Below are 23,718 nucleotides of genomic sequence, written 5' to 3' on the forward strand. Positions count from 1 at the left end.
GCGTTTTTTCTTGCAAAAACAAAAATGGCCTAACTCACATTGTGGGGTAGGTCTTGTTTTGGTTCAATCCCATAACCACGGAAAATGTAGGGCTAAAATGTGGGGACTTTACCCCCAATTACACCTGTTAAGAACATCCCATTAGCATTTTTAGGTAGTACCTTCCTTTTTCCTCTGTACATATAAGGGATCGATCACTGGATTTTCTACATCTGGTGTGGGTTGTTCTGGGCATCGCTTTAATGCTGCTCCTGAACATCAAATGGAAAATAAACGCCATGCTGGCGCTACTGCTGGAGGCGATATTTATCGGTGTGCTCGAGGGCTTTCCCCTCATGGATCTCCTTGACACCATTCAAAAAGGCTTCGGCTCCACCCTGGGCTCCTTGGCCTTCATTGTGGTTTTTGGTGCCGTCATTGGCAAACTCTTTGTTGATTCTGGCGCTGCAGCTCAGATTGCCGATACTCTCATTCGCAAAATGGGCGTGGGCAAGGTTAAAGTCGCCATGGTTGTCGCTGGCACCGTTTTGGTTTGGCGATGTTCTATGAGGTTGCCTTTATTATCCTGGCACCGCTGATTATCGCAGTGGCAGTAGAGGCCAAGGTGCCTTATATGAAGATCGCCATCTCGGCAGTTGCTGCAACTACCACCGCACACTCGCTTTTCCCACCACAGCCAGGCCCTGTTGCCCTGGTGGATTCCTATGGTGCAGATATTGGCATGGTTTACATCCTAGGCCTGGTAGTTGCAATTCCAACCATCGCAATTACTGGTTGGGTGCTGCCAAAGTTCCTGGGCAATCTTGATTATCCCGTGCCCACCCTTTTGCGCGCTGAAAATCCAGTTCCGGAAGAGGAACGACCCTCCTTTGGCATCTCCATGTTTGTGCCGCTTATCCCTGCGATCTTGATGATTGCCGCCACCATCTTCAATATTTGGCTGGTGGAAGGAACAACCCTGCACACTGTGGTGAACTTCCTGGGTTCCTCGGTGGTCTCAGTGTCCATCGCGATGCTGGCAGCCTTCTCCTTCTTTGCTATTCGCCCCAAGCGTGGCATCGACTGGGCAAAGGATAACTTCGAGGGTGCAGTGAAATCCATCGCCATGGTGGTGCTCATCATTGGTGCTGGTGGCGCTTTGAAGCAGGTCATTATTGATACCGGCATTGGCGATTACCGTGCTGATCCGCCTTGCCACCTGTCACGGCGTGGTGTCTGCGATTACCGCAGCTGGCATTATTTCCGGCGCCTTGATGGATCCTTCAGGTGCGCTTGTTGGCGTGAACCCAGCACTATTGGTCCTGGTCACCGCTGCGGGTTCCAATACCTTGACTCACGTTAATGATGCCTCCTTCTGGCTCTTCAAGGGTTACTTTGATCTTTCGGTCAAGGACACTCTCAAAACCTGGGGTTTGTTGCAGCTATGTAACTCCCTCGTGGGCTTGGGCGTGGTTATGTTGCTCAGCCTCTTTATTGGCTAAGAGTTTTCACGGCTTACCCCGGATTGAATATCAATCCGGAGTTTCCTTATATATAAGGAATAACTTGCGGTGTAAATAAAACCATTTGGCAGCTTAGGTGATTAGACCTAATAATCTCTGTACTTTTTATGATTAATGCTGCATTTTTCGGTGTGGCATTGTTAAAACCCTCAAGTTGAACTTAAGATTGAGATCATTCTGGAGTTGTGATCTGCACAGTAGAAGTTGCACATAGTCATTTGTAACTTTTGCGGGCCGATTTACGACAAGCTGGATAGAACTGAAGACTCTCAAGGCTTAGTCCATGAAAATGTGTGGAAAAGTAGGTGCTGGGATGAAAGCGGGGAACTTTCAGCTCTGCATGCCTATCCTTTCTGTGCTGGACTAGCCTGTGTAAGCAGTAGACCCAAAACAACTGAGAAGGATAACTTCATGCGCGACACCGCATCTCGTTCCACCAAGACCAGGAGCCGTTCCCTCTGGATCGCAGCTGGCGCCATTCCAACCGCCATTGCTCTGACTATGTCTTTGACGGCTCCAGCTGCAATGGCGCAGTCCTCCAATCTGTCATCCTCATTGCTCTCTGATCAGGTAATTGGATCTATCACCGATGGACTCACCGACTACCTGCAGCCAAATGTGGAAGAGATCCCTGCCGGCACCGTTACCTATCCAGAAATTGCAGGTCTGCCTGAAGGTGTGCGCGTTATCAGCGCAGAATACTCAACTGCTAAGCACGTAGTGCTGACCATTCAGTCTGCTGCAATGCCTGAAAAGCCCATCAAGGTGCAGCTACTCCTGCCACGTGACTGGTACTCCAGCCCAGACCGCGAATTCCCAGAAATTTGGGCACTTGATGGTCTGCGCGCCATCGAAGAGCAAAGCGGTTGGACCATTGAGACCAATATCGAGCAGTACTTTGCCGATAAGAATGTCCTGGTTGTCCTGCCAGTTGGTGGCGAAAGCTCCTTCTACTCTGACTGGAATGAGCCGAACAATGGCAAGAACTACAAGTGGGAAACCTTCCTAACTCAGGAACTCACCCCAATCCTGGACAAGGGCTTCCGTTCCAACACCACCCGCGCAATCACCGGTATTTCCATGGGCGGTACTGCTGCAGTTAACATCGCAACCCACCACCCAGATATGTTCAAGTTTGTGGGCTCCTTCTCCGGCTACCTGGATACCACCTCCACTGGTATGCCAATTGCTATCTCTGCCGCTTTGGCTGATGCTGGCGGATATGATGTCAACGCTATGTGGGGCGAAGCTGGTACCGCACGTTGGCAGGAAAATGATCCAAAGTCTAATGTCTCCAAGCTTAAGGGTAAGACCATCTACGTTTCCGCAGGTAACGGTGCAGATGACTTCGGCACCGATGGCTCTGTGGCAACCGGTCCAGCTAATGCTGCAGGTGTCGGCCTGGAGATCATCTCCCGCATGAGCACTCAGACCTTCGTTGATGCTGCAAACGCAGCTGGCGTTGAGGTCATCTCCAGCTTCCGCCCATCCGGCGTGCACGCCTGGCCATACTGGCAGTTTGAAATGACTCAGGCATTCCCATACATGGCTGATGCTTTGGGTCTGTCCACTGATGACCGTGGCGCAGAGTGCACCGCTGTGGGTGCAATCGCAGAGGCAACTGCCAATGGCGCCCTAGGCGCTTGTTTGACCAATGAGTACCCAAGTTCCACCGGTCGCGCACAAGACTTTGAAAATGGTCGCGCATACTGGTCCGCAGAGACTGGAGCTTTTGCTCTCTACGGTCGCATCAACGCTCGTTACTCCGAGCTGGGTGGACCTGACTCCTGGTTGGGCTTCCCAACCTCCGGCGAACTGACTGCGCCAGATGGAGTTGGCCGTTATGTCACCTTCGAGAACGGTTCCATCTACTGGACCGCCACCACCGGCCCATGGGAAATCCCAGCTGACATGATTGCAGCATGGGGCACCCAGAACTATGAAAAGGGCAGCCTCGGCTACCCAACCGGTGCTGCACTGGAGTACAACGGTGGTTACCGCCAGGCATTCCAGGGTGGATACGTTATCCGCACCAACACCAACGCTACTTATTGGGTGCGCGGAGAAATCTCCAAGAAGTACGCAGCTGATGGCATCTTCGCTCAGCTCGGTTTCCCAACCGGCAATGAGCAGCTGATCAACGGTGGCGCTTTCCAGACCTTCGACAAGGGCAATATCTACTGGTCTGCTGAGACCGGTGCTCACGTTGTGCTTTATGGCGATATCTTCAACGCCTGGGGCGCAAAGGGCTGGGAGCAGGGTGAATATGGCTTCCCAACCACTGACCAGAGCGCAATTGCTGCAGGTGGCCAGACCATTACCTTCGAAAATGGCACCATCCGCCAGGTTAATGGCGTCATTGAGGAGTCCCGCTAACAGTGAAGTTTCCGCAGTCGGTCCCAACTTTTAAAGGTTTTGCTCTCTTAGCAATGGTTTCAGTGCTCACCGCCTGTGGTGGTGTGACAGTGGATGGCGATTCCGCTGATGCTGAAAACTCTGGAGCCGCATCGACCTCTCTCGCCCGGGAGGGGGAGAGTAGTGCCTCCACTACGGCCAAGGATGGCAGCACGGAGGCGTCGACAAGCGCAAAAAAGAGCAGCGGATCGGCTAAGGACGGCGCGGCTGCGGAAGTTTCTGAAATTCCTACAGCCGGAGCTGAGTGGAGCGCGGAGGAGCAGGCGTTTTTGGATGGCCTCAAAGCTGGCGGCGTGAATATTGATGGCATTGAAGGCCTCATGGTCTCCACGGCCTCGAATTATTGCAATTCGGAAAATAAAGATTCAAATGTTACTCCGGATGCCGTTGCGGGCCAGCTCATCGTGCAGGGACGTACCAAAGTAACCGAGGCAGAGGCGGAGAAAATTTCCACGCTGCTGAAAGAGACTGCGGAACGGACGTATTGTTAACCGATGAGGAAAACCATCACCGTTATTGCTGTATTGATCGTTCTCGTCCTCATCGGCGTGGGCGTTGTGCAGTATGTGAACACTACTAAAGACACCGGAATCCCTGGAGTTCCAGGTGGGACCGAAACCTCGGCAGCGCCGGAGCAACCTGATTGGTGCCCTGACGTGGAGGTTATTTCGGCCCCCGGTACTTGGGAATCTGCGGCCAATGATGATCCCATCAACCCGACCGCAAATCCCTTGTCCTTTATGCTGAATTTCTCCCGCCCTTTGCAGGCGCAGTTCCCAGCTGAGGATGTCAAGGTGTGGACCCTGCCTTATACCGCGCAATTTAGAAACATCAATTCCCCAGATGAAATGACCTATGACCAGTCCCGCTCAGAGGGGTTGTCAACCCTTACCGGCGAACTTGTCAGCATGAACCAGCAGTGCCCCGCAACAGATTTTATTATCGCGGGCTTCTCCCAAGGTGCGGTTATCGTAGGTGACCTCGCCGCCCAAATCGGATCTGGCCAAGGTGCAATTCCCGCCGAACGCATCAGGGGTGTCGCCCTGGTTGCCGACGGCCGCCGCGAGCCAGGAGTTGGCCAATTCCCCGGCAACTTTGTCTCCGGTGTGGGCGCCGAGGTTGCACTGCAGCCACTGAACCTGCTGGTTCAACCCATCGTGCCAGGTGCCACCATGCGTGGTCCTCGTGAAGGTGGTTTTGGGGTGCTCAATGATCGAGTTCAAGATATTTGCGCACCCGATGACACCATCTGCGATGCTCCCGCCAATGTTGGCAATGCTCTCGACCGTGCCTTGGCCATGGTTTCAGCTAATGGAATCCATGCGCAATATGCCACCAACCCCAATGTTTTCCCAGGTACAACCACTGACAAGTGGTTAGTAAACTGGGCCACCAACCTCATCAACAACGCCTAAAACGCTTTTCGACGAAAAACCCAGCGGTTTAGCGTCAGACTGGAGTTTTGGGGCTCGGGGCGGGTGCTCTAGTAGTGTTAGTTTCCAAAAGTAATATAAATTTAAGTTTTTCGGACGTGGGGCACCAACGAGTCTCGCGTCGACTCGCAGCACACACTGCGATGACAACGTAGCGAGGAGTTAGGCGAACACATGGATCTACAAAAGGCTATTGGTTCATTCTTTGATGAGAATGGCGAGATCAACCTGCCTCCATTCATGACACTAGCTGCCATGGCAGAGTTCATGTACCAGGCAGATGTTGCTGAAGGTGGCGGAGATATTCCCCGCATGCACTACTGGGATTTCTCCGAATCTCGCGAAGGCAAGCTCATCGAGTACACCCGCAATGAAATTGATGTTCGCATCAAGGCCGTTGCTGGCCGTTTGCAGCAGGTAGCCACCATTGGTGATCGCGCAGCCATCCTGGCCAACAACAGCCCCGAGTACATCTTCAGCTTCCTTGGTGCGCTCTACGCCGGCCTGGTTCCAGTTCCTCTTTATGACCCCACCGAGCCTGGCCATGCCGACCACCTCAATGCGGTCTTTGCTGACTCCACCCCAGTTGTGGTGCTCACCAACTCCCACTCCGCTGGTGCCGTGCGCAAGCACTTTGCTGCACTGCCAGCCAAAGAGCGTCCCCGTATCCTCTCCGTAGACTCCCTGCCAGATTCTTTGGCTGAGTCCTATGAGAACCCCATGATGTCTGAGGCGGGCAAGCGTTTGGCCGCAATGCGCCAATCCGCACCAATCGACCTCACCGCATTCCTGCAGTACACCTCCGGTTCCACCCGCACCCCAGCCGGGGTGGTGCTGACCAACCGCTCCATCCTGACCAACGTGCTGCAGATTTTCAATGGTGTCCAGCTGCAAACCCCATTGCGTCTGGTGTCCTGGTTGCCTTTGCACCACGATATGGGCATCATCCTGGCTGCCTTCGTGACCATGCTTGGCCTGGACAATGAGTTCATGAGCCCACGCGACTTTGTGCAGCAGCCTTCCCGCTGGATTAAGCAGCTGGCACGCCGCGAGGGTGAAACCGAAACCAACGTTTACACCGTAGTTCCTAACTTCGCCCTGGAATTGGCAGCTCGTTATGCCAAGCCAGCCGAGGGTGAAGAACTTGACCTTTCCAACTTGGATGCCGTGGTTATTGGCTCTGAGCCAGTTACCGAAAAGGCACTAAACACCTTCCGTGAGGCTTTTGAGCCTTATGGTCTGCCACTCCAAGCCCTGCGTCCTTCCTATGGATTGGCTGAAGCCTCCTTGCTGGTTGCCACCCCACAGTCCGAAAACCGCCCTTTGATCTCCTACTTTGACCGCGAGGCGCTGAAGGAACACCGCGTGGAATTGGTGGCCAAGGATTCCGAGAAGGCCGTAGCCTTTGTTTCCAATGGCCAGGTGGTAACCCCACAGAACATGGTTATTGTGGACCCAGAAACCAAGAGCGAACTGGCAGATGGCCTCATTGGTGAGATCTGGACCCACGGTGAAAACACTGCTGCTGGTTACCTCGACCGCGAGGAAGACACCGCAGAAACCTTCCGCAACCGCTTGGAAAACCGCCTGGAAGAAAATTCCCGCGCCACCGGTGCTGCCGATGACAACCACTGGATGGCCACCGGCGACCTCGGCGTCATCTTGGACAATGAGCTCTACATCACCGGCCGTATCAAGGACCTCATTGTGGTAGCTGGCCGTAACCACTATCCACAGGATATTGAGTACACCGTGCAGGCGGCATCTGCGCATATCCGTGCAGATTCCGTAGCGGCCTTCGCGGTTCCTGGTGATGACATTGAAAAGCTCATCATCTTGGCTGAGCGCGATAACACCGCTGATCCTGCCAATGATGAAGCCGCCATTGAAGCTATTCGTGCTGCCGTGGGCGCTGCCCATGGTGTGGTTCCAGAAGAGATTCGAATTCTGGCTGCCGATGAAATTGCACGCTCCTCCTCCGGCAAGATTGCACGCCGTGTGAACCAGCGCAATTACATTGCGGAACAGGGCAACTAAGTAGCTCTCGCTTAAAGCCTCTGATGGATTTCCTATCAGAGGCTTTTCGTTTCTCAAGGTACTTAACCTAAAATTAACCTCTTATGGCTCAGAAGCCTCAAATGAAACACTTTTGGAGCCGTGGGCGATATAGGTCTGGATATTCCTTTTTATTGTGGTTTCCGAACTTCAAAAAATATGGAAAATTAATATTAATAAAGTCAAAATCAATCGATGTGAAAGGCTGAGGCCATCAATATGGAACAGAGCCAATCGTCGGAACAAAAGATGACCGTTGATCAGGTTCGCACCTGGCTCCGCAACTGGGTTATCCGCACTACTGGTCTTCCTGAGGAAGAGGTAACGGATGACAAAGCAATGGAGAACTTCGGTCTATCCTCCCGCGATGTTGTTGTGCTGTCTGGTGAATTAGAGAACCTACTCGATATCACCCTGGACGCCACCATTGCATATGAGTACCCGACGATTCGTGGCCTGGCGCAACGCATTGTTGATGGTGAACCTGAGCGCTCCAACGTTAAGCGTGAATATAACTTCACCGCTGTCACCGATGCTCCCGAAACTCATGACATTGCCGTGGTTGGTATGGCTGCCCGTTTCCCAGGTGCAGAAAACCTCGATGAAATGTGGAAACTGCTCGTTGAAGGCCGCGACGGCATTAGCGATCTCCCCATTGGCCGCTGGTCTGAATACGCCGGCGATGAAGTTATGGCCCGCAAGATGGAAGAGTTCTCCACCATCGGCGGTTACCTGCCAGATATCGCCAGCTTTGATGCTGAATTCTTTGGCCTTTCCCCACTCGAAGCCGCCAATATGGATCCGCAGCAGCGCATCCTGCTGGAACTTACTTGGGAAGCCCTAGAAACCGCCCGCATTGCACCAAATACCCTGCGTGGGGAAGCAGTGGGTGTGTTTATTGGTTCCTCCAACAATGACTACGGCATGATGATCGCCGCCGATCCGGCAGAGGCGCACCCTTATGCCCTCACCGGTACCTCCAGCGCCATTGTTGCCAACCGCATCAACTACGCCTTTGACTTCCGCGGACCATCCGTCAATGTGGATACCGCATGTTCTTCCTCCCTGGTTGCAGTCCACCAGGCAGTTCGCGCGCTGCGCGCAGGCGATGCTGATTATGCCATCGCCGGTGGCGTTAACATCTTGGCTTCTCCTTTTGTTACCACCGCCTTTGCTGAGCTGGGTGTTATTAGCCCCAGTGGCAAGATCCACGCCTTCTCTGATGATGCTGATGGATTTGTGCGTTCCGATGGCGCCGGCGTGGTAGTTCTTAAGCGCGTTGCCGATGCCATCAATGACGGCGATGAAATCTTGGCTGTGGTCAAGGGCTCCGCTGTGAACTCCGACGGCCACTCCAATGGCTTGACTGCACCAAACCCTGAAGCCCAGATCGATGTGCTGCAGCGTGCCTATATGGATGCTCGCGTAGATCCCACCACCGTGGACTATGTGGAAGCTCACGGCACCGGCACCATCTTGGGTGATCCCATCGAGGCCACCGCTCTTGGCGCCGTGCTGGGACAAGGCCGCGATCAAGCCACCCCAACCCTGCTCGGTTCGGCCAAGACCAACTTCGGCCACACCGAATCTGCAGCGGGTATTGCTGGCGTTATCAAGGTCATCTTGGCTATGCAGCACAAGACCCTGCCCCCAACTGTGAACTTCTCTGAGCCCAACCGCTATATCGATTTTGATGCAGAGCGCTTGGAAGTGGTGGAAGATCCTCGCGAATGGCCTGAATACAACGGCTACCCAGTAGCAGGTGTCTCTGGCTTCGGCTTCGGCGGCACCAATGCCCACGTTGTTATGAGTGCCTTTAATGCAGCTGACTATGAGGTGCGCGCACCCCAGGCAGCGCAGCTAGCTGACCAGCAGGTAGCCCTGCCGGTGTCGGGCCACCTGCCATCGAGGCGTCGACAAGCAGCAGCGGACCTGGCGGACTTCCTGGAAGGCCGCTCCGAGGATGACCTCATCCCCGTGGCGCGCGCGCTGGCTGGCCGTAACCACGGTCGCTCCCGCGCCGTGGTGCTTGCCAACACCGTGGAAGAGGCTGTTAAGCGCCTGCGCCAGGTTGCAGAAGGCAAGGTCAGCGTAGGTATCGCCGCAGCTGACGCCCCTGCCTCCCAGGGGCCAGTATTTGTATACTCCGGCTTTGGCTCCCAGCACCGTCTGATGGTCAAGGAACTCTGCTCCCTGTCCACCCAATTCCGCGAGCGCCTGGAAGAACTTGATGAGATGGTCAAGTTCGAATCCGGCTGGTCCATCATGGAATTGGTGCTTGATGATGAACAAACCTATGACACCGAAACCGCACAGGTTGCCATCACCGCCATCCAAATTGCCCTTACTGACTTCCTCGCTAGCTTCGGCGTCAAGCCAGCTGCCGTCATGGGTATGTCCATGGGTGAAATCGCAGCGGCTTATGCTTCAGGTGGCCTGAGCGACCGCGACACCATGCTCATTGCCAGCCACCGTTCCCGCTTGATGGGCGAGGGCGAAAAGTCCCTGCCTGAGGATCAACTTGGTGCCATGGCAGTGGTGGAATTTGCCTCTGCTGATCTGGATGCCTTTATTGCCGAAAACCCTGAGTACCAGGGCATTGAGCCTGCTGTTTATGCAGGTCCCGGCATGACCACCGTGGGCGGACCCCGCGATGCAGTGGTGAAATTTGTAGAAAAGCTGGAGGCAGAAAATAAATTTGCCCGCCTGCTTAACGTCAAGGGCGCAGGCCACACCTCTGCCGTGGAACCATTGCTCGGTGAGCTCGCTGGTGAAATCGCCGGCATCGAGCCACAACCACTAAAGATTCCGCTGTTTAGCTCTGTTGACCAAGGTGTCACCTACAAGCCTGGCGAGGTTGTGCACGACGCTGACTACATGCTGCGTTGCACCCGCCAGTCGGTGTACTTCCAGGATTCCACCGAAGCTGCCTTCGCAGCCGGCTTTAATACCCTGGTAGAAATCTCTCCAAACCCAGTAGCGCTCATGGGCATGATGAACACTGCGTTCACCGTTGGTAAGCCGGAAGCACAGCTGCTCTTTGCGCTCAAGCGCAAGGTCCCAGAGGCTGAATCCCTGCGTGATTTGCTGGCCAAGCTCTACGTTAATGGCGCTCACGTTGACTTCACCCCGCTTTATGGCGAGGGCAAGATCATTGATCCGCCACATATCACCTGGAAGCACCAGCGTTTCTGGACCTCCGCGCGTCCATCCTCCGGCGCTTCCCTGGACCTGCCAGGCTTCCGTGTCAACCTGCCTAATAACTCGGTTGCCTTTAGCACTGCAGCTGAGCTGGCACCTTCTGCTATTGCCATCATGGAAGCAGCCGCCATGGCTGTGCTCCCAGGTTCCTCTCTGGACGCCGTGGATGAGCGTGACATGCTGCCGCCAAGTGGCGAGATCACGACCATTGTCAACCGCACCCTCGGTGGCCTGAGCCTGAGCGTGTACAAGGTTGTCGGTGGCAACACCAGCTTGGTTGCTGAAGGCTTTGCCGCTGCCTCCGGTTTTGCTGCCGCTGCTCCAGTTTTCGATGCTGCAGCTTATGACGATAATCAGCCAGATCCGCTCTCTGATCTCCCACTTGATGTGGAAGCTGTGCGCTGGGATCCAGCCGTGGAAACCGTGGAGCAGCGTATGCGCACCATCGTCTCCGAGGCCATGGGCTATGACGTGGATGACCTCCCTCGCGAGCTGCCACTGATTGACCTCGGCCTGGATTCCCTCATGGGCATGCGCATCAAGAACCGCATTGAAAATGACTTCCAGATCCCACCGCTGCAGGTCCAAGCCCTGCGCGATGCTTCCGTGGCGGACGTGGTCACCCTCGTTGAGGACCTGGTTGCTGGCCGTTCCACCGAGACGCTTGTCGACGCCGCCCCGGCCGCAGCAACCACCGCCCCAGCGGAGGCTCCTGCTTCTTCGGGTGCTGAAGGTGCGCCGCATGGAGTGGGCGTTGCCCCGCGCGACGCCTCTGAGCGCCTGGTATTTGCTACCTGGGCTGGACTAACCGGTGCCGCTGCTGCTGGTGTTACCAGCACCTTGCCAAGCATTGACGTGGAGGTTGCAACCGCTATCGCCGAACGCTTGACCGAGCGTTCCGGTGTAGAGATTAGCACTGAGCAGGTGCTAGCTGCGGAAACCCTTGAGCCACTGTCTGACCTGGTCCGCGAAGGCCTTGAGACCGAGGTTGAGGGCAATATCCGCGTGCTGCGTGCGCGCCCAGAAGGCTCCACCAAGCCTGCTGTCTTTATGTTCCACCCAGCCGGTGGCTCCTCCGTGGTTTACCAGCCATTGATGCGCCGCCTGCCAGCAGATGTTCCCGTTTATGGTGTGGAGCGCTTGGAAGGCGAGCTTAAAGACCGCGCTGCTGCTTATGTCAAGGACATTATTGCCTACTCCGATGGCTTCCCAGTTGTTTTGGGTGGCTGGAGCTTCGGCGGTGCGGTGGCATATGAAGTTGCCCATCAGCTGCGCGATACCGATGTCAAGGTAGCCACCATTGCGCTGCTTGATACCGTGCAGGCTGCACGTCCGTCAGCGGACACCCCAGAAGAAACCCGAGCTCGTTGGGAGCGTTACTCCAACTTTGCCAAGAAGACCTATGGTCTGGAGTTTGAAGTTCCTTATGAACTGCTCGATTCCATGGGTGAAGACGGCATGCTCACCATGATGGGTGAATTCCTGGCCAATACTGATGCTTCCCAGCATGGACTCTCTGCCGGTGTGCTTGAGCACCAGCGTGCTTCTTTTGTGGACAACCGTATCCTGGCTAAACTGAATTTTGCTGAGTGGGCAGATGTAGATGCGCCTGTCATGTTGTTCCGTGCGGAACGTATGCATGATGGTGCGATTGAGTTGGAACCAAGCTACGCCCACATTGACCATGATGGTGGTTGGTCAGATATCGTTGATGATTTGGAAATTATTCAGCTTAAAGGCGACCACCTTGCGGTAGTCGACGAACCGGAAATCGGCAAAGTTGGCGCTCATCTGAGCCGTCGCATTGAAGAGATTTCACGGAAGAATTAGGAACGGAAAGCTGAGGGAAGTTGAGTAACACCACTACTGCAGAGAAGCTCGCGGATCTGCGTGCTCGCCTGGAGATTGCCAAAGATCCAGGTAGCGAACGCGCACGCAAAAAGCGTGATGACGAGGGACGCACCACTCCTCGCCAGCGCATTAATTCCTTGCTCGATGCAGGTTCATTCGTGGAAATCGGTGCTTTGGGCCGTACCCCGAATGATCCCGACGCTCCCTATTCCGATGGCGTAGTCACCGGTTATGGCCGTATTGACGGCCGCCCCGTAGTTATCTACGCCCACGATAAAACCGTTTATGGCGGTTCCGTGGGTGAGACCTTCGGTCGCAAGGTCAGTGAAGTCATGAATATGGCCATTAGGATCGGTTGCCCAGTGGTGGGTATTCAGGATTCTGGTGGAGCACGTATTCAGGATGCCGTGACCTCCTTGGCCATGTACTCCGAAATTGCACGCCGTCAGCTGCCACTTTCAGGTCACAGCCCGCAGATTTCCGTTATGTTGGGCAAGTCCGCCGGCGGTGCCGTGTATGCCCCTGTGACCACTGACTTTGTTATCGGTGTGGCTGGTGAAACCGAAATGTATGTCACTGGTCCCGCCGTCATTAAAGAGGTTACCGGGGAGGAAATTACCTCCGCGGACCTCGGTGGCGCAGTCCAGCAGATGCAAAATGGCAATATTTCTTACCTGGCTGCCAGCGAGGAAGAAGCCTTGAGCATGGTCAAGGACTTGCTTGAATACCTGCCTTTGACCTGCAAGGACCCAGCACCTGTTTTTGCTGCTCCCAGCGATGAAGAGATTGCCTATGAGGAATCCCTCAACTCCTTCATGCCTGATGACACCAACCAGGGCTATGACATGTTGGACCTCTTGGAGCAGCTTTTCGACGATGAAAACCTGCTAGAAATCCAGGCGGAGTTTGCCCCCAACCTCATCACCGCCTTTGCTCGCGTGGATGGCAAGGCCGTGGGCGTGGTGGCAAACCAGCCTATGGATAAGGCCGGCTGTATTGATGCCGATGCTGCCGATAAAGGCGCGCGCTTTATCCGTATCTGCGATGCCTATAACATTCCGCTCTTCTTTATTGTGGATACCCCGGGTTACCTACCTGGTGTTGACCAAGAAAAGGTGGGACTGATTCACCGCGGCGCCAAGTTGGCATTTGCGGTGGTGGAAGCCTCTGTGCCAAAGATTTCCCTCATTGTGCGCAAGGCTTATGGTGGAGCTTATGCAGTTATGGGCTCCAAGAATTTGAGCGGTGACCTCAACTTTGCATGGCCTACTGCCCAGATTGCAGTGATGGGTTCCGCAGCCGCTGTGGTGCTGATTCAGGGCAAGCAGCTCGAAGCCGCACCACCAGAGCAGCGTGGCTATATGAAGAAGCTCTTCATGGACTTTTATGACGAGAATATGACGAGCCCCTATGTGGCTGCCGAGCGTGGCTATATTGACGCCATGATTGAGCCTGCAGAAACTCGCCTGGTATTACGTAAAGCGCTACGTCAATTGGAAAACAAAGTGGTGGTGGACTTGGAGAAGAAGCACACTATCATGCCAATGTAATCCCGTAAGGTGGGGAGAAACATTCGCCTGATTTAAGGAGAGCATAATGTCCATAATCTCAGTCCTATTCGGGCTAGAAATTTTTGGAACCATATTGCCCTATTTCCAAGGGCTGCTGAGCTATTAACATACAAAAGCCCGTGATCTTGATTTCTTCGAGGTCACGGGCTTTTTCACGGAATTTTTGACGACAAAACTTAGAGCATCCATAAACTTTCATTAATGTTATAGAAGAATTGCTGCACGGGTAGTTGTGGGGTGTTATTCTGTGGACAGTACTCACCGACCTTAGGAGTTAGTTATGTTGTCCACCATTCTTTACTACCTCGGCTCTTCCCCTTACTACTACGGCAACCTGTCTTCCTGGATTAACTGGTACGACTGGTTCTGATAAGAACTCAGCTTTCTCCATCCCTGCACTAGCAGGGGATGGGGGAAGTGGAGGAGCTTGCCCCAACTAGCCGGGGCTCTGCTTTTCAAAATTTGCAGTAGTTTGCTTGTTTCAAATCGTCACTCATCAACCTTAGGAGTTCAAAATGTTGTCCACCGCGTTGCTTGTTGCTGTCATCCTCGATTTCTACAACCTCATCCCACCACTGCAGTCCTTCATTCCAGCTTTCTAAAGTCATAAAATTAGCCCGTGGCCTTGTTAAACAAGGTCGCGGGCTATTTTTGTTGAGGTTTCTAGCGGGCGATCACTTTAAAGAGAGCACGCCAGCCCAGCACCAGGATGGCCGAAGCTGTAGTTGCCACGATCATGAAAGACCAGTGTGGCACCTCACCATTGTTGAAGCCCCAGATAGTTAGACCGATGACCACCGAAAAAGCCCATACGCTTAAGCCAGCCATGCGGATTCTTTCGCTGGGAAGCTTAGCGGGCAGGATAACTACCAAATAGGCGATAAAAACGCCCGCCAGGAAAGGCAGCCAGGTAAAGAGCCAGCCTTGGAAATTGAGAGGCATCTCAGCACTTTGGTGGGCAATTCTGGCAAAAAGGGCAAAAAGACCGATGGCGATGGAATCAAAGGTTAAAGACGTCCAGCGGTTCACTGTTGTGGCCTTTCAGAATGTGCTGAGGAAGATTGTGCGTCCATGGTATCGCTTTCCGGGTGGTTCTCCTCATTAAGCACAGCGCCGTTGGGGGTGAAATAGATAAAATAGATGCCCCACCCGATCAACGCCATAAGAATAAATGAGCAAAGTCGGTAAATAATCACGGCACCTGCAGCATGGACCGCCGTCATTCCGGTTGCCACCAAAGCCGCAATATAAGCTGCCTCAATCGGACCGATTCCGCCCGGAGTGGCTTGGAGGGAACCTGCGATCTTGGCGGTGGTATAGGCCAAAAGTACGCCGGCGATGGTGGTGTTATTTTCCTGCGTTTCCCAAAACGGGGCGGAGCCTGTGACCGCCCAAATGCAGATCCACAGCGAGAAGGCGTCGAGAAGCCTATTTATTAAAGACCACGCCGCAGCGGCCGCAAACTTGGGCCCACTGAGGGTTACGGTGCGCAGCTGCTCAATCTGGTTTAGCAGCTTGTCGACGATTCCATGCCTGCCCTCGCCACTAAACTTGCGCACCCAACGCGCTAAGGTATCAGGGTTTTTGGAAGCCCAAAACACCATGGCTGACAAGCCCACGATGCCCAGCAGGCTCAGAATAAGCGACCATAAATTGAGGGAAGCGCCCATATAAAAAACTGCAATGATGCCCAAGGCGGCTAGCCATACTGTGGATAAAGCGCTGGAGAGCAGGAAAAACCAGGACCCAAGAACCACGCTGGCGCCCCAGCTGCGTTGTACTTTAAAGGTCAAAATGGCAGAAAAGGCAGCACCGCCGGGCAACGTTGCTGACCAAGAATTTGAGGCAAAGGTCAAAGCGGTGGTGGCTTTAAGGCTGGTGGGAGTGCCGCCAGCTTCCAGCAGAATTTGCATGACGCGAGCCATTGCCACAAAGGATAACACCAGGCTAGCGATGGTGAGGATGATTCCTAGTGGGTGGGCGTGATGGATTTGCTGGAGGCCAGTTTTAAGGAATTCCAGTTGATCGCGCAGGAAAAACAATAGCGCCCCCAGAATCGCCAGGGACAGCACCCAGCGAAACCAGGGGTTAGCTAAAAATCCGCGCATAAAACTAGTCGCGCTCCTTGCGGTTTTCCAATTTAGCCATCAGCTCGGCAAAGGAGATGAGCTCATCATCTTCCTTGGTGCTGCGACCACTGCGGGAGGCCACAGTTTCCGCAGCTGGAACAGCGTCATGAATGCCAACTTCCTCAACAGCTGGAGCTGGGGTTGGGGCGGTGACCTCGGAGCCGTGGCCCATGACCGCATAAGCCTTCTTGATAAAGCCTGGTGCCCACCAGTTATCCTCACGCAGCAGGTGCATTACCGCTGGAACCAGCAACATGCGGATGATGGTGGCATCCAAAATCAGCGCGGCAATCATGCCAAAGGCGATGTACTTCATCATGACAATCTCGGAGAAGCCAAAGGCTCCACAAACCACAATCATGATCAAAGCTGCCGCAGTGATAATCGAACCAGTATGGGCGGTGCCATAACGAATGGCATCATCGGTGGATTCGCCCTTGTCACGCGCCTCCACCATGCGGGAGACCAAAAAGACCTCGTAGTCGGTGGAAAGCCCATAAATAATGGCCATAATGAGCACCAACACTGGGCTCATCAAGGGACCTGCCGAATAGTTGAGCAGACCTGCGCCAACACCATCAACAAACATGAGGGTCAAAATACCCAAGGTGGCGCCCATGCCGAGGACGGTCATAATGATGGCCTTGGCTGGCAGGATCATAGAGCCAAAAACCAAAGACATCAAAATGAAGGTGGCCAGCACAATATAGATGGCCATCCACGGCAGCTTCTCCAGCAGGGCCTCAATGGACTCGATCTCCATGGCTGGGGTGCCGCCGATATAAACATTCACGCCTTCGGGCACGGTGATCTCGCGGAGATCATCAACAACCTGTTGGTTTAGGGAACGGTCCTGGATACCAGCTGAAAGTACGGTGGTGCCGTCATCTGTGGTGGCGCCGGCGCTAAAACGTCCGGTCAGACCCTCCACCGCGTTGGCCTGCATGTAGATATCAATGAGCTGATTATTGTCTGCCCCGGTCACCACCAGCTTGACTGGTTCGGTGCGGAAAGTGGGGAAGGCTTCGTCGAAATGCTCTTGAGCAACGCGGGTGTCATTGGCTGGTGGCAGGTAGGTCTCGTTGATGCCACCGAATTTCACGCCGCTGAGCGGAATGGTCAAGGCCAGTAGCAGCAAAACAATTGCCACGGTAACAGCCTTGGCGTGGTGCATGGCCCAGGCTGGGAGGCGGAACCAAATGGTGTCCTCAAGGCGGCGGGCGGTGCGGGAGGTTCTGCGCAGACTCCATTTATCAATATTGGTGCCGAGCATGCCGAAGATGGAAGGCAGTACCGTCACCGACATTAATGCTGCCAGACCCACTGCAGAGATCGCGCCAAAGGCCACTGACTTGAGGAAGGCTTGGGGGAAGACAAAAAGGCCGGATAGGGCAACGGCAACCATCGCTGCGGAGAACACGACGGTTTTGCCAGCGGTGGCGGTAGTGGTGGCTACGGCCTGGGCAACGGGGGTTCCCTTATCCATTTCCTCGCGGAAGCGAGAGACCATAAAGAGGCCGTAGTCAATGGCCAGGCCTAAGCCCAGTAGGGTAACCACAGATTGCGCAAAGACGTTGACCTGGGTAAACCCAGCCAGGATGGACAAAATGCCCAGGGATCCCAAAATGGAGAGGATTCCCACAATTAGTGGCATGGTGGCAGCTACGACGGAACCAAAAACAATAAGCAGCAGCACCGCCACAAAAGGCAGCGCAAAAACTTCGGCACGCTTAATATCGCCAGCCATGCCCTCATCGAGGGCGTCTGCCACTGCAGTAGCGCCTGCTACTTCAGTGCTAACGCCTCCGGGGAGGGATTCTGGGCTGAGCTGATCCTCAATGGCGCGGAAATCTTTAAGGGTTTGTTCGCCATCGCCTTTAAGGCCCACGGCCGCAAAAGTTTGGGTGCCATTCGCACTGAGGAGATTTTGATTACGGGTATCAAAATAACTATTAATGTGGCTGATCTCTTCTGGATTGTCGGCCAGCAATCCATTGAGATAATCAGAAATACCGGCAAAAACTGCTGGATCATCGAAGGAGGTTCCCGCAGGAGCGGTGAACAGCAGCACTACATCGCCGTTATTGTCGCGTCCAAAGGTTTCCGCCTCAATGCTGGAAGCAATGGTGGAATCAGAGCCGGGATCATCCCAACCCTCTTGGCTCATGCGTTCGCCTAATTTGAGTCCAAATGCCACGTAGAGGGCCAAAATGGCAAGGATGATAACCAGCGGAACAATACGTCTATGGCGATAGGCAAAGTGACCCCATCTAGAAAACATGGGCGCTTTACTCCTGAGGGTTGTGACGGTTGGACAAGAGCGCAGTCAGCGGACGGAAAGGCTGCAGCCAAGCACCGGTATCAGGAAGATTATCCAGGCTGACACGTGGCAAAGGCTCGCGGAAGACGCCTGGAATTTCTTCCAAGTCCACAAACTCAATCTGCTCATGGGCCACCGCCCAAGAAGCATGCTCATGGAAGCCAATAACGGTTGCCGGAATTCCCTCAGCAACCAGTGCTTCTAGGGTTTCACGGAAGTTTTGGCCATCAGCGCTGGCCACGATAACGCCACGCAGCACGCCTTCATCATGGCGGCGCTTGATGTGGGCGATCATATCTGGATCGACATCAGAATCTTCGCCGATTTTAGGCTTGGCAAAAACTGCGAAACCTACGTTACGCAGGGCTTCCACCCAAGGGCGAACAACATCGGCGCCACCAGGGGTGATATTGGCAAAGACAGTTGCCTCAGGCTCAATATGGCGGCCGAGTTCATGGGCGCGCTTTCCAGCTCGTGTCAGCAGCCAGCGGCCAATGGCATCAAAACGAGGACGATAAGCAGCAGTGGGGCGACCACCCAAAATCGCGCCCAAACCCATATCTAGATTGGGAGCATCCCACACGAGCAGCAGGTTCTCAGGGCCTGCATGATCAGTGGGGTTATAACTGTGGATGATCTCATGAACATCAGTCATTTGACTGCACCTTCTGCCACAGATACTCGGTGATGACATGGTCTTTTTCTAGACCCTTGCCCTCAAATTTGGTGATCACCTGGCGGTCGGTGAGCTGTGGGCATTCGTCCCAAGGCCAGCCCTTGTACTCCAAGAGTGGTTCGACGTTAACAAGCTCATTGATCCACTCGGCGTAGTCAGCGTGGTCGGTTGCCACGTGTAAAACTCCACCTGGCTTCAACTTCTTGGCAAAGAGGTTCAAAGGGCCGGATTGAATGATGCGGCGCTTATTGTGGCGGGCTTTAGGCCAAGGATCCGGGAAGTACACGCGGATGCCGTCGAGGGATTCATCGGCGAACATGCGGTTGAGGACCTCAATGCCGTCACCGCGTACCATGCGGATATTCTCAATGCCACCGCGCACCACAGAACCCATGAGCTTGGCCAAACCTGGCTTATAAAGCTCAACGGCCACGATATTGGTATCGGCTTCCAAAGGAGCCATAGCAGCAGTGGAGGTGCCGGTACCGGAGCCGATTTCCACAATGGTGCGAGCACCGCTGCGGCCAAACCAGCTATCGAGGTCAATGAGCTCATCTTCGAGGATGCGACCTAGCTCAGGCCACTTTTCATCCCACATGGTTTGCTGATTCTCGGTTAGGGTTCCGCGCCGGAAGGTGACGCTGCCTAGACGTGGGTAGTCCAGGTCATTATTAAATTCGGATTGGAGGGGACGGCCAGCGGGCAGTTCCCCTAATTGATCGCGGGAATTATCAGAAATAGACATTAGTGGTTATTTTTCCTGTTTAAAGGTGAAACTTCAATATTCTGCCCGTGTGCTCGGACTTTCCCTGAGCTTTGAGATGCTGCAGCGTTGATAAAAACATAGGATTTTGAGAGCGCACACGGTTGCCTTAATCCTACAGTTTGAGCACCTAATTGTTAGCTATACGAGTTATCCACAGGGGCGCTTGCGCAGGTGCTCATTCTAGGGTTCGATGGTGCTTAAGTGTTAAACGGGGATGGGGATCTCCGTACACAACTTGTCTAGGGGTGGGCATATGGAGACAGCGGTACCAGAAATCTTTCTCACAGCAGCAGCCTGGGTTGAACAGCAACCCATTGGTGATCCCGCAGCGTGCGCGGTGTTACGGGTGCTTAAAGAGCTCACAGGTCCGCCGCGCATTGGGGTGTGCACCTTGGACGCGGCGGTGGATATTTCCATTCCGGGCGCGGTAATGGTGCGAACTACCTGGCCCGCTATCGGCTCCGGGGCAGATGTGGTGCTGCTGGTGCACCCCGGCGAACTCAACGGTCGCGTGCGTTCGCGGATGCGTTTGGGACCCCAACTTTTTATACACATAGAAGATAAGGAAAAGCTTCCAAATTTCACGGTTGATATTCCCCAGCTCATTCGCGTGCGTGAACGCCTGCTTATTGGTGAGTTGCAGGCGCTGAGCTGGTATTTTCCGCAGTTGGCGGCGTGTGTTGCGCCACCTGCGCGCGAATTGGCCCCGCGTCCTCGCATTGCGGTTATTGGCCCCGACGCACAAGTCGTCGCGCAACTACGCGCGTGCCTTAGCCCCCACGTTGACCTTAGTGACTCCGCAGCTGTTGACGTTGTGGTTGCGGTTTCCGGGAGCCAAGGTTTCTTGCTTGTCGACGCACCGATCCTGCAGGATGCCTGGCAAAGGGTGGGTCGCCTGGTGGTGACATCTCCACTCCCACCCGGAATCTGCCCACACGCCATTGTGAGTGGTCCGGATTTACTTAACACTGTGTTGCGTGTCGCTGAGCTTCCGATTCAAGGGGATCATCCGCAGGTACCGGGTGGGCGGTGGGATCAAGTGGTGGCGCGTTGGGAAAAGAAAAGGGCGCTGCGCCGCCAAGCTGAGTTTGCGGAGTTTCAAGAACGTGATGATCGTCAGGGTTTGCGGTCACGCTGGAAAATAGATTTTCCACCGGAACCACAAATTGCTACACAGGTGCTAATAATGGCAGCCTTTGCAATTCTTGTCACAGCTTTACTTCGCTTAGATGCGCTACCTTTTGTACTGCTTATGGTGGGGATGCAGATCGCTAATGTCAGGCGTAGCAAAGTGACGAAATGGTGGAATCTGGCCCATAAAACCCTTCAACTGGATACAACCAGTGGCCCTGTGGGGGATGATTTGGGGCCAATAAAGTGGCTGCGGCAAAAGCGATTAGAGGGTGAAAAGTCGCAATGAAGTACACATGGCTTGAAAACCTTGGAGAAATGCTTTCCACAGTGGTAGGCGTACCCGGTGGGCTAGCGCTTGAACTTGAGGGAAACATTGTTGAAATTGGTGGGGTTGGGGAGGGGTCAATAACCCTTAGCGATGTTAAAGGGATTACCATTCTCGCTGATCTTGACGGAGATGGCCTGGTTGATCACATCACCATGCACCAATTTTCCGGCTCCTATGAAGTGTGGTCCACTCAAGAGGCGGAAAATGTGTGGGGATTGCCGCAAAATGAGATAAAGGGATCGACCGCCGGGTGGGGTTTGGAGCCAGATTTACCCCCTGAAAGGGGGTGGCTAAACGGGAATTTTTCTCACAATAAAAGGCTATGGATGCGTGTGGACAGGGGGTAAGTGCACTGGTAATGACAAATGTGGCATGTGTCTCATTAGACTTATTAACTAGTTCCGGTCCTAAAAGCTACGCTGGAATCCGAGAACTCAGTCGAGTGACAAATTGTCTGGAGAAGTGATGACTACAGCTGCAATCAGGGGCCTTAAAGGTGAGGCACCAACCAACAATGAGGAACTGCTGAGCTGGATCGCAGACGCGGTCGAGCTATTTCAGCCAGAAGCAGTTGTCTTCGCAGACGGATCCCAGGAGGAATGGGATCGTATGGCGAAGGAACTCGTTGAGGCTGGAACCCTTATTAAGCTCAATGAGGAGAAGCGCCCCAACAGTTTCTTAGCCCGTTCCAACCCTTCCGATGTCGCACGTGTTGAGTCACGTACCTTCATTTGCTCCGAGAAGGAAGAAGATGCTGGCCCAACCAATAACTGGGCACCGCCACAGGCGATGAAGGACGAAATGTCCAAGCACTTCGCTGGCTCCATGAAGGGCCGCACCATGTACGTTGTGCCTTTCTGCATGGGTCCTATTAGCGATCCTGAGCCAAAGCTTGGCGTGCAGCTGACTGACTCCGAATACGTTGTTATGTCCATGCGCATCATGACCCGCATGGGTGCTGAGGCACTTGCAAAGATCGGCGATACTGGCAAGTTCGTTAAGTGCTTGCACTCTGTTGGTGCACCTTTGGAGCCAGGTCAGGAAGATGTTCCATGGCCTTGCAATGACACCAAGTACATCACCCAGTTCCCTGAGACCAAGGAAATTTGGTCCTACGGCTCCGGCTACGGCGGAAACGCTATTCTTGCCAAGAAGTGCTACGCCCTGCGTATCGCCTCTGTTATGGCTCGTGAAGAGGGCTGGATGGCTGAGCACATGCTCATCCTGAAACTGATCAACCCAGAAGGCCGCGCTTACCACATCGCTGCAGCATTCCCATCTGCCTGCGGTAAGACCAACCTCGCTATGATCACCCCAACCATCCCAGGCTGGACCGCTCAGGTTGTTGGCGATGACATTGCATGGCTGAAGCTGCGTGAAGACGGCCTCTACGCTGTTAACCCAGAAAACGGCTTCTTCGGCGTTGCTCCAGGTACCAACTACGCATCCAACCCCATTGCGATGCAGACCATGGAACCAGGCAACACCTTGTTCACCAACGTGGCGCTCACCGACGATGGCGATATCTGGTGGGAGGGCATGGACGGCGAGACCCCAGCTCACCTCATCGACTGGAAGGGTAACGACTGGACCCCAGAGTCTGATGAAAACGCTGCTCACCCCAACTCTCGCTACTGTGTCGCAATCGAGCAGTCCCCAGCAGCTGCACCAGAGTTCAACGACTGGCGCGGTGTGAAGATCGACGCCATCCTCTTCGGCGGCCGTCGTCCCGATACTGTTCCACTGGTTACCCAGACCTACGACTGGGAGCATGGCACCATGGTTGGTTCCCTGCTAGCTTCCGGCCAGACCGCTGCTTCTGCTGAGGCAAAGGTTGGTGCCCTGCGCCACGACCCAATGGCCATGCTGCCATTCATGGGTTACAACGCTGGTGAGTACCTGCAGAACTGGATCGATATGGGCAACAAGGGTGGCGACAAGCTGCCAGCTATCTTCCTTGTCAACTGGTTCCGCCGTGGCGAAGACGGTCGCTTCCTGTGGCCTGGCTTCGGCGACAACTCCCGCGTCTTGAAGTGGGTTATCGACCGCATCGAAGGTCGCGTTGGCGCAGATGAGACCGTTGTTGGATACACTGCTCGCGCTGAGGATCTTGACCTTGAAGGTCTGGACACCCCACTCGAGGATGTGAAGGAAGCACTGACCGCTCCTGCACATCAGTGGGCATCCGATGTTGAGGACAACGCTGAGTACCTCACCTTCCTGGGACCCCGTGTCCCAACCGAGGTTCATGAGCAGTTCGAAGCCCTGAAGAAGCGTATCAACGCTGCCCAGGCTTAACGCTCAACACTAAAAACCTCGGATTCAGAACTTCGAAAG

At 54.3% G+C, this 23,718-nt stretch carries 15 protein-coding genes and 1 pseudogene; 10 read left to right on the forward strand and 6 right to left on the reverse strand.

Translation table 11 applies throughout. The annotated features are described in order from the left end of the window. Positions 1 to 242: 242 nt before the first annotated feature. The 7 genes and pseudogenes from SFC07_RS08790 to SFC07_RS08820 all read left to right on the forward strand — a co-directional run bounded on the left by SFC07_RS08790 (position 243) and on the right by SFC07_RS08820 (position 14,007). Positions 243 to 1,481: pseudogene (locus tag SFC07_RS08790) on the forward strand (gluconate:H+ symporter). Positions 1,482 to 1,913: 432 nt separating this feature from the next. Beyond that, positions 1,914 to 3,878 (forward strand): alpha/beta hydrolase-fold protein, encoded by a 1,965-nt coding sequence (locus tag SFC07_RS08795; protein ID WP_411207873.1) that lies wholly within the window; start codon positions 1,914 to 1,916, stop codon positions 3,876 to 3,878. 2 nt (positions 3,879 to 3,880) lie between these two features. Continuing rightward, positions 3,881 to 4,408 (forward strand): hypothetical protein, encoded by a 528-nt coding sequence (locus tag SFC07_RS08800; protein WP_411207874.1) that lies wholly within the window; start codon positions 3,881 to 3,883, stop codon positions 4,406 to 4,408. 3 nt (positions 4,409 to 4,411) lie between these two features. Then, a complete protein-coding gene (locus SFC07_RS08805; RefSeq protein ID WP_411207875.1) occupies positions 4,412 to 5,332 on the forward strand; it encodes a cutinase family protein in 921 nt (306 codons plus the stop codon). A gap of 192 nt (positions 5,333 to 5,524) precedes the next feature. Further along, positions 5,525 to 7,387, forward strand: coding sequence for a FadD32-like long-chain-fatty-acid--AMP ligase (locus SFC07_RS08810; RefSeq protein ID WP_411207876.1), 1,863 nt, complete (start codon positions 5,525 to 5,527; stop codon positions 7,385 to 7,387). Positions 7,388 to 7,624: 237 nt separating this feature from the next. Further along, positions 7,625 to 12,436 (forward strand): alpha/beta fold hydrolase, encoded by a 4,812-nt coding sequence (locus tag SFC07_RS08815; protein WP_411207877.1) that lies wholly within the window; start codon positions 7,625 to 7,627, stop codon positions 12,434 to 12,436. Positions 12,437 to 12,456: 20 nt separating this feature from the next. After that, entirely contained in the window at positions 12,457 to 14,007 is a 1,551-nt protein-coding gene (locus SFC07_RS08820) for an acyl-CoA carboxylase subunit beta (RefSeq protein ID WP_411207878.1), read from the forward strand. A gap of 476 nt (positions 14,008 to 14,483) precedes the next feature. On the opposite strand, the gene SFC07_RS08825 is transcribed toward SFC07_RS08820, so the two are convergent. Genes SFC07_RS08825 through trmB form a run of 6 tightly spaced genes read right to left on the reverse strand, consistent with a single transcriptional unit; the run spans position 14,484 to position 19,898 of the window. Further along, positions 14,484 to 14,636 (reverse strand): hypothetical protein, encoded by a 153-nt coding sequence (locus SFC07_RS08825; RefSeq protein ID WP_411207879.1) that lies wholly within the window; start codon positions 14,634 to 14,636, stop codon positions 14,484 to 14,486. A 55-nt stretch (positions 14,637 to 14,691) separates the two neighbouring features. Further along, positions 14,692 to 15,057: a DUF3054 domain-containing protein gene (locus SFC07_RS08830; RefSeq protein WP_411207880.1), complete on the reverse strand. Its 366-nt coding sequence runs from the start codon at positions 15,055 to 15,057 to the stop codon at positions 14,692 to 14,694. Further along, entirely contained in the window at positions 15,054 to 16,136 is a 1,083-nt protein-coding gene (locus SFC07_RS08835; protein WP_411207881.1) for a lysylphosphatidylglycerol synthase transmembrane domain-containing protein, read from the reverse strand. The genes SFC07_RS08830 and SFC07_RS08835 overlap by 4 nt, the downstream gene beginning before the upstream one ends. Positions 16,137 to 16,140: 4 nt before the next feature. After that, complete coding sequence (locus tag SFC07_RS08840) at positions 16,141 to 18,438, reverse strand: MMPL family transporter (protein WP_411207882.1); 2,298 nt, start codon at positions 18,436 to 18,438, stop codon at positions 16,141 to 16,143. 7 nt (positions 18,439 to 18,445) lie between these two features. Next, positions 18,446 to 19,132, reverse strand: coding sequence for an NYN domain-containing protein (locus SFC07_RS08845; RefSeq protein WP_411207883.1), 687 nt, complete (start codon positions 19,130 to 19,132; stop codon positions 18,446 to 18,448). Then, a complete protein-coding gene (gene trmB, locus SFC07_RS08850; RefSeq protein ID WP_411207884.1) occupies positions 19,125 to 19,898 on the reverse strand; it encodes a tRNA (guanosine(46)-N7)-methyltransferase TrmB in 774 nt (257 codons plus the stop codon). Before trmB ends, SFC07_RS08845 begins: the two co-directional genes overlap by 8 nt. Before the next feature lie 274 nt (positions 19,899 to 20,172). Here trmB and SFC07_RS08855 point away from each other — a divergent pair, with 274 nt between their 5' ends. The 3 genes from SFC07_RS08855 to SFC07_RS08865 all read left to right on the forward strand — a co-directional run bounded on the left by SFC07_RS08855 (position 20,173) and on the right by SFC07_RS08865 (position 23,679). After that, on the forward strand, positions 20,173 to 21,339 hold the full coding sequence (locus SFC07_RS08855) for a hypothetical protein (RefSeq protein ID WP_411207885.1): 1,167 nt from the start codon (positions 20,173 to 20,175) through the stop codon (positions 21,337 to 21,339). After that, on the forward strand, positions 21,336 to 21,728 hold the full coding sequence (locus SFC07_RS08860; RefSeq protein ID WP_411207886.1) for a DUF6802 family protein: 393 nt from the start codon (positions 21,336 to 21,338) through the stop codon (positions 21,726 to 21,728). The genes SFC07_RS08855 and SFC07_RS08860 overlap by 4 nt, the downstream gene beginning before the upstream one ends. Positions 21,729 to 21,846: 118 nt before the next feature. Next, a complete protein-coding gene (locus SFC07_RS08865; protein WP_411207887.1) occupies positions 21,847 to 23,679 on the forward strand; it encodes a phosphoenolpyruvate carboxykinase (GTP) in 1,833 nt (610 codons plus the stop codon). Positions 23,680 to 23,718: the final 39 nt, after the last annotated feature.

This window comes from Corynebacterium callunae (assembly GCF_046592015.1).
GTDB classification, from domain to species: Bacteria; Actinomycetota; Actinomycetes; order Mycobacteriales; family Mycobacteriaceae; genus Corynebacterium; species Corynebacterium callunae_A.